This is a genomic window from Rhodococcus sp. NPDC003318 (assembly GCF_042879035.1).
Lineage (GTDB): Bacteria > Actinomycetota > Actinomycetes > Mycobacteriales > Mycobacteriaceae > Rhodococcus_G.
In genome coordinates, this window is the sequence record NZ_JBIAOU010000007.1 from 62206 (window position 1) to 75130 (window position 12925).

The 12925-nt window shown below is 69.9% G+C and carries 13 protein-coding genes; 9 read left to right on the forward strand and 4 right to left on the reverse strand.

Annotated elements, in window-relative coordinates; translation table 11 throughout:
- The first annotated feature begins 187 nt into the window (after positions 1–187).
- The 6 genes from ACFYVR_RS13775 (at position 188) to ACFYVR_RS13800 (ending at position 6495) form a co-directional block, all read left to right on the forward strand.
- The gene (locus tag ACFYVR_RS13775; RefSeq protein WP_387473871.1) at positions 188–1402 is read left to right on the forward strand and encodes a homogentisate 1,2-dioxygenase; all 1215 of its coding nucleotides are present in this window, start codon (positions 188–190) and stop codon (positions 1400–1402) included.
- Positions 1399–2592 carry an alpha/beta hydrolase gene (locus ACFYVR_RS13780; RefSeq protein ID WP_387473874.1) on the forward strand — a complete coding sequence of 398 codons (1194 nt, stop codon included), beginning with the start codon at positions 1399–1401 and terminating at the stop codon, positions 2590–2592. Before ACFYVR_RS13775 ends, ACFYVR_RS13780 begins: the two co-directional genes overlap by 4 nt.
- Complete coding sequence (locus tag ACFYVR_RS13785) at positions 2589–3221, forward strand: IclR family transcriptional regulator (protein WP_387473877.1); 633 nt, start codon at positions 2589–2591, stop codon at positions 3219–3221. Before ACFYVR_RS13780 ends, ACFYVR_RS13785 begins: the two co-directional genes overlap by 4 nt.
- A gap of 119 nt (positions 3222–3340) precedes the next feature.
- The gene (locus tag ACFYVR_RS13790) at positions 3341–4276 is read left to right on the forward strand and encodes an SDR family NAD(P)-dependent oxidoreductase (RefSeq protein ID WP_387473880.1); all 936 of its coding nucleotides are present in this window, start codon (positions 3341–3343) and stop codon (positions 4274–4276) included.
- 1 nt (position 4277) lies between these two features.
- Positions 4278–5369 (forward strand): MaoC family dehydratase N-terminal domain-containing protein, encoded by a 1092-nt coding sequence (locus ACFYVR_RS13795; protein ID WP_387473883.1) that lies wholly within the window; start codon positions 4278–4280, stop codon positions 5367–5369.
- On the forward strand, positions 5362–6495 hold the full coding sequence (locus ACFYVR_RS13800; protein WP_387473885.1) for a thiolase family protein: 1134 nt from the start codon (positions 5362–5364) through the stop codon (positions 6493–6495). The genes ACFYVR_RS13795 and ACFYVR_RS13800 overlap by 8 nt, the downstream gene beginning before the upstream one ends.
- Positions 6496–6531: 36 nt before the next feature.
- Here the strand turns inward: ACFYVR_RS13800 and ACFYVR_RS13805 are convergent, their stop codons facing one another.
- Together ACFYVR_RS13805 and ACFYVR_RS13810 are read right to left on the reverse strand one after the other, a co-directional pair.
- Positions 6532–7110 (reverse strand): alcohol dehydrogenase catalytic domain-containing protein, encoded by a 579-nt coding sequence (locus ACFYVR_RS13805; RefSeq protein ID WP_387473888.1) that lies wholly within the window; start codon positions 7108–7110, stop codon positions 6532–6534.
- A 42-nt stretch (positions 7111–7152) separates the two neighbouring features.
- Positions 7153–7875: an IclR family transcriptional regulator gene (locus ACFYVR_RS13810; protein ID WP_387473891.1), complete on the reverse strand. Its 723-nt coding sequence runs from the start codon at positions 7873–7875 to the stop codon at positions 7153–7155.
- A gap of 212 nt (positions 7876–8087) precedes the next feature.
- Between ACFYVR_RS13810 and ACFYVR_RS13815 the strand changes: the two genes are divergently transcribed.
- The gene (locus ACFYVR_RS13815) at positions 8088–9698 is read left to right on the forward strand and encodes an FAD-dependent oxidoreductase (protein ID WP_387473894.1); all 1611 of its coding nucleotides are present in this window, start codon (positions 8088–8090) and stop codon (positions 9696–9698) included.
- On the forward strand, positions 9695–9892 hold the full coding sequence (locus tag ACFYVR_RS13820) for a hypothetical protein (RefSeq protein ID WP_387473897.1): 198 nt from the start codon (positions 9695–9697) through the stop codon (positions 9890–9892). The genes ACFYVR_RS13815 and ACFYVR_RS13820 overlap by 4 nt, the downstream gene beginning before the upstream one ends.
- A 191-nt stretch (positions 9893–10083) precedes the next feature.
- On the opposite strand, the gene ACFYVR_RS13825 is transcribed toward ACFYVR_RS13820, so the two are convergent.
- Positions 10084–10989 carry an MBL fold metallo-hydrolase gene (locus ACFYVR_RS13825; RefSeq protein WP_387473900.1) on the reverse strand — a complete coding sequence of 302 codons (906 nt, stop codon included), beginning with the start codon at positions 10987–10989 and terminating at the stop codon, positions 10084–10086.
- 218 nt (positions 10990–11207) lie between these two features.
- Here ACFYVR_RS13825 and ACFYVR_RS13830 point away from each other — a divergent pair, with 218 nt between their 5' ends.
- The gene (locus tag ACFYVR_RS13830; RefSeq protein ID WP_387473903.1) at positions 11208–12329 is read left to right on the forward strand and encodes a S1C family serine protease; all 1122 of its coding nucleotides are present in this window, start codon (positions 11208–11210) and stop codon (positions 12327–12329) included.
- 29 nt (positions 12330–12358) lie between these two features.
- Here ACFYVR_RS13830 and ACFYVR_RS13835 read toward each other — a convergent pair whose 3' ends face one another.
- Positions 12359–12817 carry a GtrA family protein gene (locus ACFYVR_RS13835; protein ID WP_387473906.1) on the reverse strand — a complete coding sequence of 153 codons (459 nt, stop codon included), beginning with the start codon at positions 12815–12817 and terminating at the stop codon, positions 12359–12361.
- Positions 12818–12925: the final 108 nt, after the last annotated feature.

Sequence of the window (12925 nt, forward strand, 5' to 3'; positions counted from 1 at the left end):
CCGACACCGCCCCGCCGACGTGCGCACCACCTGCCGGCAGTCAAGCGACACAGGGCGATTGACCCGACCGTGCCACCCGGCAGCCGCCGCCGACCCGTCCGATAATCACGCTTGATCAATCGATAATCGGACGTTATCGTCCCAATATCGTACGTCTGTCGAATCCGGCCAGAAGGAGACCGTTCCGGTGCCGTACTACCGTCGGCTGGGCGAAGTGCCCGGCTCGCGCCATGTCGCGTTCACGTCGTCCGCGGGCGACCCGTGCTTCGAGGAGTTCATCGGCGAGGAGGGTTTCTCCGGGACCGGCTCGCTGCTCTACCACACCGGTGTCCCGTCCAACCTCGTCGATTCACAGCCGTGGGACCTCGGCAACCAGGGCACCGTCGCGAACGACCCGCTGCGGGCCCGGCACCTGCGCCTGCCCGACCTGTTTCCCGCCGGGCGCACCGGACTCGACGTCGCCCGGGACCGGATCACGGTCCTGGCCAACAGCGACGTGCGTCTCGCCTACGTCGTGGCGGACGCCGAATCCCCGCTGTACTGCAACGCGATCGGCGACGAGGTCGTCTACATCGAGAGCGGCACGGCCCGCCTGGAGACCATCTTCGGCGCGATCGACGTGACGCAGGGCGACAACGTCGTGGTCCCGCGGGCGACGATCCACCGCTGGATCCCGACCTCCGACGAACTGCGCGCCTACATCGTCGAGGCCACCGGCCACGTGCGCCCGCCGTCGCGGTACCTCACCAAGTACGGCCAGTTCCTCGAGGGGTCGCCCCTCAACGAACGGGACATGCGCGGCCCCGAGGCGATCCTGCTCGCCGACGAAGCCGACCGCGACCGCGACACCGACGTCCACGTCAAGCACCGGGCCGGATCCGCGATCGGCGGCAGCGTCGTCACCTACGACCACCACCCGTTCGACGTCGTCGGCTGGGACGGCTGCCTGTACCCGTACGCGTTCAACTACCGCGACTTCGTGCCGGTGACGGGCAAGCTGCTGCAGCCGCCGTCGACGTACCAGATCCTCGAGGGCGACAACTTCGTGATCTGCAACTTCGTGCCACGCAAGCTCGAGTACCACCCGCAGGCACTCACCGTCCCCTACTACCACTCCAACGTCGACTCCGACGAGGTGATGTTCTACTACGCCGGAGAAACCGCCGCCCGCAAGGGAACCGGGATCGGCAACGCCTCGATCACGCTGCACCCCGCGGGATACACGCACGGTCCGACCCGCCAGGCGTACCTCAACTCGGTCGGCGCCGCGGAGAGCAAGGAGATGGCCTTCATGGTCGACACCTTCCGTCCACTCGAGGTCGCCGAGGCAGCACTGGCCTGCGACCAGCCCGAGTACACCTGGACCTGGTCCGGGCGCCACGGCAAGCAGGCCCGGGCATGAGCGCCGTGCGCCGCGAGGCCCTCGTCCTGCACCTGGACGACGCACCGCAGGCGGTGGAGACGTACGGCTTCGCCGGCAGCCAGGGCGTGACCCTGGAAGGCCAGTTGCTGCGTACCGACGACGAGTCGGACACCCTGTTCGTGTTCATGCATCCGACGTCGACGCTGCAGCTGATGCCGATCCCGGAGGCGATGGCGGCGCGCGGTATGCACGTCCTGTGCGCGGCGAGCCGCTACCCGAAGAACGACTCCGCGCTGGTGTTCGAGAAGGTGCTGCTCGACCTCGGCGGCTGGATCCGCTGGGCCCGCGAGCAGGCCGGCTACGCGTCCGTCGTCCTGATGGGCTGGTCCGGCGGCGGCTCGCTGTCGCTGCTCTACCAGGCCGAGGCCGAGGCTCCGACGATCACCCACACCCCGGCAGGCGATCCGGTGAACGTCGCAGGCGCCGGGCTGATCCCGGCCGACGGTGTCGTCTTCATCGCCGCGCACCTCTCCCGCGCCGAGACCCTCACCGAGTGGATGGACCCCTCGGTGATCGACGAGGCCGACCCGTACCGGCGCGACACCGAACTCGACATCTACGCCGCGAACCCGCGGCACCTGCCGCCGTACGACGCGGCGTTCGTCGAGGCGTTCCGGCAGGCGCAGCGCGACCGCAACCACCGGATCACCGCGTGGGTGCGCGAGGAACTCGAGCGACTGCGCGCCGCCGGTGGTCCGGAGATCGAGCGGCCGTTCATCGTGCACCGCACGATGTGCGACGTGCGGTGGCTGGACGCGACGATCGACCCCAACGACCGCAGGCCTGGCTGGTGCTACCTCGGCGACCCGCGCACCGCGAACGCCGGACCGGCCGGATTGGCCCGGTTCTCCACGCTGCGGTCGTGGCTGAGCCAGTGGAGCCTGGCCGACTCGCGGGCCAGGAGCCTGCTGAACGCGCCCCGGATCACCACGACTCCCGTTCTGCAGATCGAGAACTCGGCCGACGACGCGGTGCCCGCCACCCACAACGCGATCGTGCGGGCCGCGCTGGGGACCGCCGACAAGTCCTACGAGCTGATCCCGGGCGCCACCCACTACTACAAGGGCCAGCCCGAGCAGCTGCAGCGGTGCGTCGACACCGTCGAATCCTGGTGTCGGGAGCGGGATCTGCTGCGGTCGTCGATGCGGACCGCCGGCGCGCGAGCGTGAGCACCGAGACCTCCCAGACCCTGAGCCGGGGCCTCGACGTCCTGATGCTGGTCGCCTCGTCCCGGTCCGGCCTGACCCCGACCCAGATCGCGGGCAGCCTCGGTCTGAGCCGCACCATCGTCTACCGGCTCGTCGGCACCCTCGTCGACCATCGGCTGGTGTGCCGGGACGCCGAGGGTGCCCTGTCGATCGGGCTCGGTGCCTACCGGCTGATCGAGAACCTGCACCCCGCGCTGCGGCGGACCACCGAGGGGGTGCTGCAGGCGCTCGCCGACGACGTCGCCGCGACCGCGTACCTCGCGGTGGCGGACGGGCCGGACTCGGTGGCCGTCTCCGTCGTCGAGCCCCGCGACACCACCTTCCACCTCTCCTACCGGGAGGGGACGCGGCATCCGCTGGACCGCGGCGCGATCGGTCGGGCACTGATGGCCGCGGCCCGGGGCGAGCGGGGCATCTTCGAGACCGAGGACGAGCTGATCGCCGGCGCGAGCGGGATCGCCGCCGCGGTCCCCGACCTGCAGGGCCTGCCCTGTTCGGTCGGCATCGTGACGCTCACCGAGATGATGGCGCCCGGCCACCCGAAACGGGTGGCGCGCGCCGTGGACGACCTGCTGGGTCTGCGCGCCTGAGCCGACACACGACGCATCCGTATTTCGGACACCATTGTCCGATCTATCTTGACGGCTGCTCGATTTCAGGAACATAATCGGACGCATTCGACCGATATTCGGAGAAGGGAACTTTTGACATGGCTCGTTTGGACGGCAAGGTCGCCATCGTCACCGGAGCCGGCCGGGGCATCGGCCGCTCCCACGCACTGCTGCTCGCCCGGGAGGGCGCCAAGGTCGTCGTCAACGACCTCGGTGGCGGACTGCACGGCGAGGCCGACAAGGCGATTCCCGCCCAGGAAGTCGTGGCCGAGATCCGCGCCCTCGGCGGCGAGGCGATCCCCAACGACAGCGACATCTCCGACTGGGACGGCGCGCAGCGCCTCCTGCAGGAGACGCTCGACTCGTTCGGCGACGTCGACATCCTGGTCAACAACGCAGGCATCCTCCGCGACCGCATGCTCGCCAACATGAGCATCGAGGAGTGGGACCAGGTCCAGAAGGTGCACCTGCGTGGCCATTTCTGCCCCACCCGCGCCGTCGTCGGACACTGGAAGGCCGCCACGAAAGCCGACCCCGCCGCGCCGCCGAAGCCGCGCGTGCTCATCCACACCTCGTCGGTGTCGGGCCTGTTCGGCAGCCCGGGCCAGGCGAACTACGCCTCCGCGAAGTCCGGCATCGCCACCTTCTCGCACATCTGTCACCTCGAGCTGAACGAGCGGCTGAACGTGCGGTCCTACGCGATCGCACCCGGCGCCCGCACCCGCCTCACCGAGAGCTCCCCGGTCGCTGTCGACATCGTCGCCGCCCCCGACTCCGGATTCGACTACTACAACCCGGACAACGTGAGCCCGTTCGTGGTGTGGCTCGCGACCCCGAACTGCTCGGTACCGTCCGGCTCCACCTACGTCGTCGAGGGCGACGAGGTCACCCGGGTGCAGCCGTGGACCCGCGCCGAGCGGATCACCGCCGGCGGCGCCGCGTGGACCCTCGACGCGCTCGACGCCGCAGGCGCATCTCTGATCGCCGCAGACAAGTCGGGCGCCGACCTGATCGCCGAGACCGTGGGTGTCTGACATGGCAACCGAACTCGGCACGATGACCCTGCGGGACGTCATCCGCTACTCCGGCGCGAGCGGCGACGACAACCCGCTGCACTACGACCCCGAATTCGCCCGCGCCGCAGGGCACGAACGCCTCTTCGCGATGGGCGCTCTCGGCGGCGGCTGGCTGCTGAGCCGGGTGTTCGCGGACGCCGCCGCCGGCGAGGGTGCGCACACCGCCGCGGTCCGCTACCGCGCCGTCGTCCCCATCGGCTCGAAGGTCGCCGCGTCGACCGTCGCCGCCGAGAACCGCCTGACCGGTGAACTCACCGCGGACGGCGTCGTCGCCGTCACCGCCGAGATCACCTCCGGCGCAGACGCTGCCGCAGTGCAGGCCGGAGAGGGCGACGACGACGAGATCACCGCCTCTTTCCTCATCGAAATCGGCGCGGCCCGCTCGTTCGCCCGCGCGGTCCGCTGGCCGCACGACGTCGCCGACGCCGGCGCGGTTCCGCCGACCTTCGTCGGCACGATCACCAGCGTTCTGCCGCAGCCGGATCCGATCGACCGGGTCGGGTTCGACCGCGCCCGCACCCTCCACGGCGAGACCCTGATCACCTACCCGAGGGGCCCGCTGCGCGTCGGCGAGGCCTTCCAGGTCCGCGAGTACGTCACCGGCCGCCGCACCAAGGAATCCGCACGCGGCGCGATGGAGTTCGTCGACGTCGTCGCCGAACTGTCCGACGCGTCCGGCCTGCGCGGCGTGTACCGCAACACCTTCATCCAGATGCCTCCCGTGGCGCCGGTGGCGGAGGCGCAGACGCCGGTGTTCGACCGCGCCACGTTCCGCCTGCAGGGCAGCCGCGACCCGCAGACCGGCGAGGTGTTCCACCCGCCGCGCACGTACAGCGTCGACGGCAGGTTCCGCGAGTGCGAGGACGTCGATCTGCCCGCGGAGGGCGAGTTGTACGCGTTCACCTCGTTCGCCGGCCAGGACTACGGCCAGATCGACCTCGCCGGGGGTGTCCGCATCCAGGCCGCACTCGCCGCCGGGGAACACCGCATCGGCGGCAAGTATCGACTCGACTCCGAAGACGGAGGGAAGTGGTGGTTCGTCCATGCGTGACGTCTATGTGATCGGTGCGGGGATGATCCCCAACGGGCGGTACGCGCCCGGCAGCGCGGCCGAGATGACCCGGAAGGCGGGCAAGGCCGCGCTCGACGACGCCGGGATCGACTTCTCCCAGCTCGACGCCTACATTTCGGCCAGTGCCCATCCGCTGACCCCGCGCGGCGTGTACCTCGCCAAGGAACTCGGGGTCACCGGCCTGGCCGTGATCCACATCGAGCACGCGTCCGCGACCGGCCTGGCCGCGATGCACGAGGCGTGGACGGCGGTCGGGTCCGGCCGGTACGAGGCCGCGCTCGTGGTGGGTGTCGACTGCCCGGAGCGTGAGCAGTCGGTGCTCGAGGTCATCCAGGGCGAGGGCCACCTGCCCCCTCCCGCCATGTTCGCGATGTGGGCGAACCGCCGCATGCACGACCGCGGCACCACGATGGAGGACCTGGCGCGGGTCGCGGCGAAGAACTGGAACTACGCGCGTTCCAACCCCTTCGCGGCACGCCAGGCGAAGGAGGAGGTGACGATCGAGAAGGTGCTGTCCGCCCGGATGGTCGCGCCGCCGCTGACGTCGATGATGTGCACCCCGTGGGGCGAGGGCGCCGCGGCCGCGGTCGTGTGCTCCCCCGAGTTCGCCGAGAAGATCGGGCACACCGGACCGAAGGTCGCCATGCGGTCCTCGCACCTCGAGTCCGAGACCTACAGCCCCGGACACATTTTCGAGGGCGCGATCGTCGGCCCGCCGTCGATGTCGCAGGCCGCGGCCGCCGCCGCATTCGAGCAGTCGGGCTTCGCGCCGTCGGACGTCGACGTGGTGCAGGTGCACGACGCGTTCGCGATCGAGGAGCTGTTCTACTACGAGCTGCTCGGCTTCTGCGCGGAGGGCGACGCCGAGGGACTGCTCGCCAAGGGCGCCTTCGGACCCGGTTCCAAGGCGGCGTTCGGGCTGCCCGAGTTCTCCACCCACGGCGGTCTGATCGCCTCCGGGCATCCCGGCGGCCCGACCGGCCTGGCGCAGGTCCACGAGACGCTGCGTCAGCTCCGCGAGGAGGACCGGCGAATCGGCATGTGCCACATGCTCGGTTCCGGCTCCGTCGCGCTCGCGCAGATCTACGAGCGCATCGCGGCCTGAGCGTGCCGCGCCGCGAGGACGCCGGGGACGCGGAGATCACCGCCTCCCCGGCGTCGCCGTCAGTGCTCGTGGACGATCACGCCGCGCATGATCATCCCGGCCTTCATGTCGTCGTAGCCCTGGTTGACCCTCGTCGAGGGTGTACTCGCGGGACACCAGGGCGTCGAGGTCGAGCTGACCGGACTTGTAGAGGGCCAGCAGTCGCGGAATGTCCACGCGGGGCACGCATTCGCCGTACAGGCTGCCGCGGAGCTGCTTCTGGAACACCGTCACCTCGGCGAGGGGGACCTGCGCGGCGGTGCTCTCCAGCGGGGCGATCGCCGTCAGGACGACCTTGCCGCCCTTGCGGGCCGGCGCGACCATCTGCTGGATCATGTCGCCGTGCGCGACGCCGACCGTGAGGATGACGACGTCCGCCATCACCCGGTGCGTGATGTCGTGCACCAGGGTCGTTGCGGCGTCGATCGATTCGGCGAAGTGCCAGCGGCAGGTGCCGCACGAGGGCATGAAGGTTCCGACGACGTGGTCGCCGACCGCGACGCTCCGGACGCCCGGTCCGACCTTCTCGACGATGCCGGATCCCTCGCGTCCGCCGATGACGGGAAGGTCCGCCATGATTGACACCACGCGACAGGTTTCTACCACCTCACGACACGGTCAGCTCTCGAGCAGCTCCCTGCTGATGGCGTCGGCCGCGCGGACGATCTCCTCGCGCCGGGCCTTGACCTCGGTCATCCGGTCGGTGGGCGTGTACACGGTGAGGCAGGCCACGACACCGTCCACCGAGCGGATCGGCACGGCCAGTCCGGACATGCCTGCGGCCTCCTCGTCGCGGCTCACCGCGAAGCCGAGTCGCCGAATCTTCTTGAGCTCCGGGAGAAGTGGATGATCCGGGTTGTCGAGGACGGCGGACTGCTCGTCGTCGTCGATGTGCGCGAGGATGACCCGACCGCCGACGCTGTCGGTGAGCGGGTAGCGCAGGCCGGGCGGGTACGAGATCTGCACGAAGTGCTCACGGCTCGCGACGCGGTGCATCGACAGCGTCTGCCTGCCGTCGCGCAGGCTCAGCACGACCGTCTCCTGCAGCAGGTCGACGAGCTCGCGCATGTGCGGGTGGGCGGCGTCGCGGACGGCCCACTCCACGTGCTGCGCAAGGGCGAACAGCTTGGGACCGAGCCGGTAGATGCCCTCGTTGCGCTTGACGAATCCGCGCTGCTCGAGGGTGCTGAGCAACCGGTAGGCGACGGTGCGCGACATGTCGAGGTCACGCGCGGCCTCGGCGATCGACAGCGACCCGCGCTGCCCGAGGAACTCGAGCACCTCGAGCGCCTGGTCGGTCGTCTTCGATACCTCTACCACCAGCGTCCCCACTTTCGTCATCCGATTATCGGATACTACCGCGGCCGCCCGGCCGAGCGGATCGACCCTCCAGAACCGTCCGAGTTTCGGACACCAGTATCCGAAACTGCTTGACGAGGTTCCCAACGCGTGCAATATTCGGTCATGCATTACCGATATTCGGATACCCCCACGAGCGCGCGATCCCCGGTCGAGTCACGCTCACAGAACCGACAACCAGCGAAGGGTGCCAGATGTCCACAGCGACAGCCTTCTCCTACTTCGAGCCGACACTGCACCAGAGCAGCGAGCCCCGCGAACTGACCGGTGACACCGCTCCCCACTCCGTCGTCGTGGTCGGCGCCGGCCCGGTCGGCCTCGCCGCGGCACTCGACCTCGCGCAGCGCGGCGTCAAGGTCACCGTCGTCGAGCAGGACGACAAGGTGTCCCTCGGCAGCCGCGCCGTCGCCCTCTCCTACCGCAGCCAGGAGATCCTCGCGCGCCTCGGGCTCATCGACCGCTTCCTCGACGCCGGCCTCGACTGGGAGTCGGGCCGCAGCTTCTACCGCGACACCGAGATCTGCAACTTCGCGATCCCGCAGACCTCCGACGCCCAGTACCCGGCGCTGCTCAACCTGCAGCAGCCGTTCATCGAGACGTACCTCCTCGAACCGTGCCTCGCGCACCCGCTGATCGAGGTCCGCTGGTCCACCACCTTCGTCGACATCGACAACCGCGAGGACGGCGCCACCCTTACCGTGGAGAGCCCCTACGGCACCTACGACCTGCACGCCGACTGGGTCGTCGCGTCCGACGGCGCCCGCAGCGAGGTCCGCAAGAAGGTCGGCACCCACCTCGAGGGCACCACCTACAGCAACATGTTCGTGATCGTGGACCTGCGGCTGAAGCGGGACCGGCCCACCGAACGCCTGTGCTGGTTCGACCCGCCGGCGTTCCCCGGCAGCACCGTCCTCCTGCACAAGCAGCCCCACGACATCTGGCGCGTCGACTACCAGATCTCCGCGGACGTCGACCCCGACGAGGCCGTCAAACCCGAGACCGTCATCCCGAAGGTCCGCCAGCACCTCGACTGGATCGGCGAGGAGGCGGACTGGGAAATCGAGTGGATCAGCCTCTACCGCGCCCACGCGCTGTCGCTGCCCCGCTACCGCGAGCGTCGCGTCCTGTTCGTCGGTGACGCCGCGCACCTGCTGCCGATCTTCGGTGTCCGCGGCCTCAACAGCGGCCTGGTCGACGTCGCCAACCTCACCTGGAAGCTCGCCGCCGTGGCGGGCGGCGACGCCGACGCCACCCTGCTCGACACGTTCGACGTCGAGCAGCACGACGTGTGGGCGCAGAACCGCGACATCGCGCACCTGAGCACCCTGTTCATGACGCCCGGCACGTACGGCACCGTCCTCGTCCGCGACGCCGCCCTCGACCTCGCGCTCGTCGACGAGAACTTCCGTGCCCTCGCCGACCCCCGCTACTCGACGCCGCTCGACTACCGCGTCGGCCCGATGATGCTCCCCGACCGCGGCGACTGGGACGGCGGCGTCGTCAGCGGCGGCCTGCTGCCGAACAAGCCCGTCACCACCGCGGACGACACCGTGTTCCTCAACGACGCCACCGGCCCCGGCTGGGCGTTGCTGTCCTTCGACGCCGAGGACGCGGACACCGGCATCGCCGGGCTCGCGCACGTCACCGCCGTCTCCGACTCCGAGCTCGGCCGCCTCCTCGACGCCCGCCCCGGCTCGGCGTACCTGATCCGCCCCGACCGCCACGTGCTCACCCGCTGGCGCGAGTGGACACCCGCCGACGTCCGGACCGTCATCGACCAGTTCACCAAGGGAGAGATCCGATGAGCAGCATCACCACCGAGGACCTCGAGCGCGCGTGGGTCGGGCTCGGCGAACGCGTCGACCGCGCCGGCGACACCGCGGCACCCGCCTTCCTGACCCGGCTCACCCTCCTGCTCGCCGCCGAACTCGGCGACACCGAACGCTTCCTCGCCCTCGCCGACAAGGCACTCGCCGCGGGACGTGACGCGGACAACTGAAAACTCGTGCCCGCCGCCGGGAACAACCCGGCGACGGGCACCGTTGTAGAACGTGACGGCGTCCGGACATCCCCGGGTACCACATCAAAACAGTCGCTTCGAGCGACCACTTGCCGAGAGGCGAATGGCGGGCGTCGTCACTCGAAGCCGCCGGTACGTCCTGTGCCGGCGGCTTCACCTTGTCCGAGACGTCAGCGCCCGGCGGCAGCCTGCGCGAGGTCGACCTCCGGAGCACCCCCGGGCAGGAAGCACACCTCGTCACCGTCGACCGACAGACGGCCGTAGTGCGGGGCAGGGAAGTGCGCGGGAAAGAGGAACGCGTCCGCGTCCAGCGCGCGCCGCACCAGATCCCGTCGCGTGGCGATCGCAGTTGCGAGATCGTCACACCCCGGCAGATGAAGCTCGGGGCGGGTCAGCTGGACCGGATGATGGAAGGCATCGCCACTGAAGTAGCCGACGACTCCGTCGGACTCGAGACGCATCAGGGCATGGCCCACGGTGTGGCCGGGTGCAGATTCGATGGTCAGGCCCGGAGACACGACATACGGCGTGGACACGATCCTGGCCTGGCCCGATTCGACGACGGGGCGCACACACTCGTCGAAGGTGTTGGGATTGTGATCGTTGGGATGCACGTCCGATCCCGACGTGTCCCACCGCCGGTACTCCTCGTCGACGAACAGATACGTCGCGTTGGGGAAGGTCGGCACCCAGACCCCGTCGACCTGCATCGTGTTCCAGCCGCAGTGATCGTGGTGCAAATGGGTGCAGAACACGATGTCGACGTCCTCGGCAGACACGCCCACGTCGGCGAGTCGCTCGAGGTACGGCACGTCCAGTCCGTCGAACTGGGGTCCTCGCCCGACACGGGCATTGCCGGTACAGGTGTCGACGAGCACGGTCAGGCGATCGATTCTCAGCACCCAGGTGTGAAACGAGAGCAGAAAGGAGTTCGCCTCCTTGTCGAGGAAGCCCGCGGGGAGCTGAGCGATACGACGATCGAGGAGCTCGCCGTCGTCAGTGATGAGACCGAGGGGCAGCGGTAGCGACTGCTCCGCCACTCGGTCGACCCGGGCATTCCCCAACCTGATCGTCACAGTGAAACCACCTGTCAGCAGAAGCGAGGCGCACAGAAAGGTTCGGTGGGATCCGTGGATCCCGGGGCGGCCGCCCAGCCAGACCCTACCCGACCCGCTGCCGCGACCAGGGAGGTCGACGCACTGCTCATTGCTCGTCCGAACCGGCACCCCCGACGACATTCGACGCAGTACGGTCGGTTCACACCAGTGCGCAGATTCGAGCGGATGCAGGGTCAATGGACAGCAGCACGCGGGCCCGACGCGGGTCATCATGCCGGCTCCTGCGCGCGATGCTGCTGCTCGTCGCCGTCGTCGCGCTGCTGCTCGCCGGCAACCGCCTCGCACACGAGCCGGTGCCCTCCGACGTTCCCGTGACCGTCGCAGCTCCGCAGACCTCGCCGCCCGTCCCCCTCGATCCGGCGACGCTCGAGGCCACACTGATCCCGAGCATCGTCACGCTCACCGCGAGCGCCGGCCCCCTGACCACGGCCGGCACCGGCATCGTGCTCAGCGCAGACGGGCTGGTCCTGACGAACCACCACGTGATCGACGGCGCCACCGACGTCGACGCGGTCACGTTGGCCACCGGCGCCGACTACGACACCGAAGTCCTCGGCTACGACCGGTTCCGGGACGTCGCGGTGCTGCGCCTGATCGGCGCCGACTCCCTCCCCGTCGCTCCCCTCGGCCGGTCCGCCGACCTCGCGCTGCGCGACCCCGTCACCGCGATCGGCAACGCCGACGGCCGCGGGGTGGCGGTGTCGGCGAGGGGCGTAGTCACCGCACTGAACGAGTCGGTGGTCGCCCGCAACAGCTCCGACGGCAGCCGCAACCGGCTCACCGGCATGATCGAGGTGGACGCCGACATCCGGCCCGGCGACTCCGGAGGTCCGCTCGTCAACGCGTACGGCCTGGTCGTCGGCGTCAGCACAGCAGGCAACACCGGGATGCGGCCCGACCCCAGCGAGCAGGCCGCCGGCGAGCCGGTCCCGATCGAGTCGTACGCGGTGCCCATCGACGACGCCGTCGCGATCGCCGACCAGATCCGCGGCGGACGGGGATCGGAGACCGTGCACATCGGGCCGACACCGCTGCTCGGGGTCGCCGTCACCGACCTCGGGCAGGACCAGGCCGGTGCCCGGGTCGTCGCGGTCGGCGCGGGCAGCCCCGCCGAGCAGGCCGGGGTCGTGCACGGCGACGTGATCGTCAGCTGGAACGACACCCCGATCCGCTCCCAGTCCGACCTGACCGTCGAGATGGCCCGCCGCCAACCGGGCGACCGCGTCGAGATCGGCTGGATCGACGCCGCCGGGACACGGCGCACCGCGTCACTCGTCCTGGCGACCGGGACGCCCTGAGCTCGGCGGCCGGTCTTGTCCGGAAAACCTCAGCGGATCTTGAAGATGACCGCCCGCTGCACGATGAAGTTGATCACGGTCGCGGTGCCCTGCGCGACGCAGAACGCCAGCGGCACCTTCCACCAGTGGTCGGGCAACACGTGGAACAGGATCTGGTTCAACCCGACCTGCACGGCGAACGTCACCCCGTAGAGGACGACGACCGCGACGAACCGGGCCCGGCTCGGCTCGGCCTGGAACGTCCACCGGCGGTTGATCAGGTACGCCGTCGTGGTGCCGGCGATGAAGCTGATCGACTTGGCAACCGCCACCGGCAGTCCGGCGAACAGCCCGATCACGTAGAGACCGAAGTCGACGATCGCGGACAGGCCGCCGGTCACCGCGAACCGGAAGATCTGGGTCACCAGGCCGACGCCGGGAGCGCCCGTCTCGTCCTGCAGCGGCAGGTCCACGGCGGTGGGCAGGTGCGGTTCGGGGGTTTCGGGCACCCGTCGAGGGTAGGCGACGGAACCGGCGCGCTGTCGCCGAGTGTGCAGGCGTCGGCGCGACGGCCGGGCGGCTCGGACGGAAACTGCACGCTCGGCGACGGCCCCGCG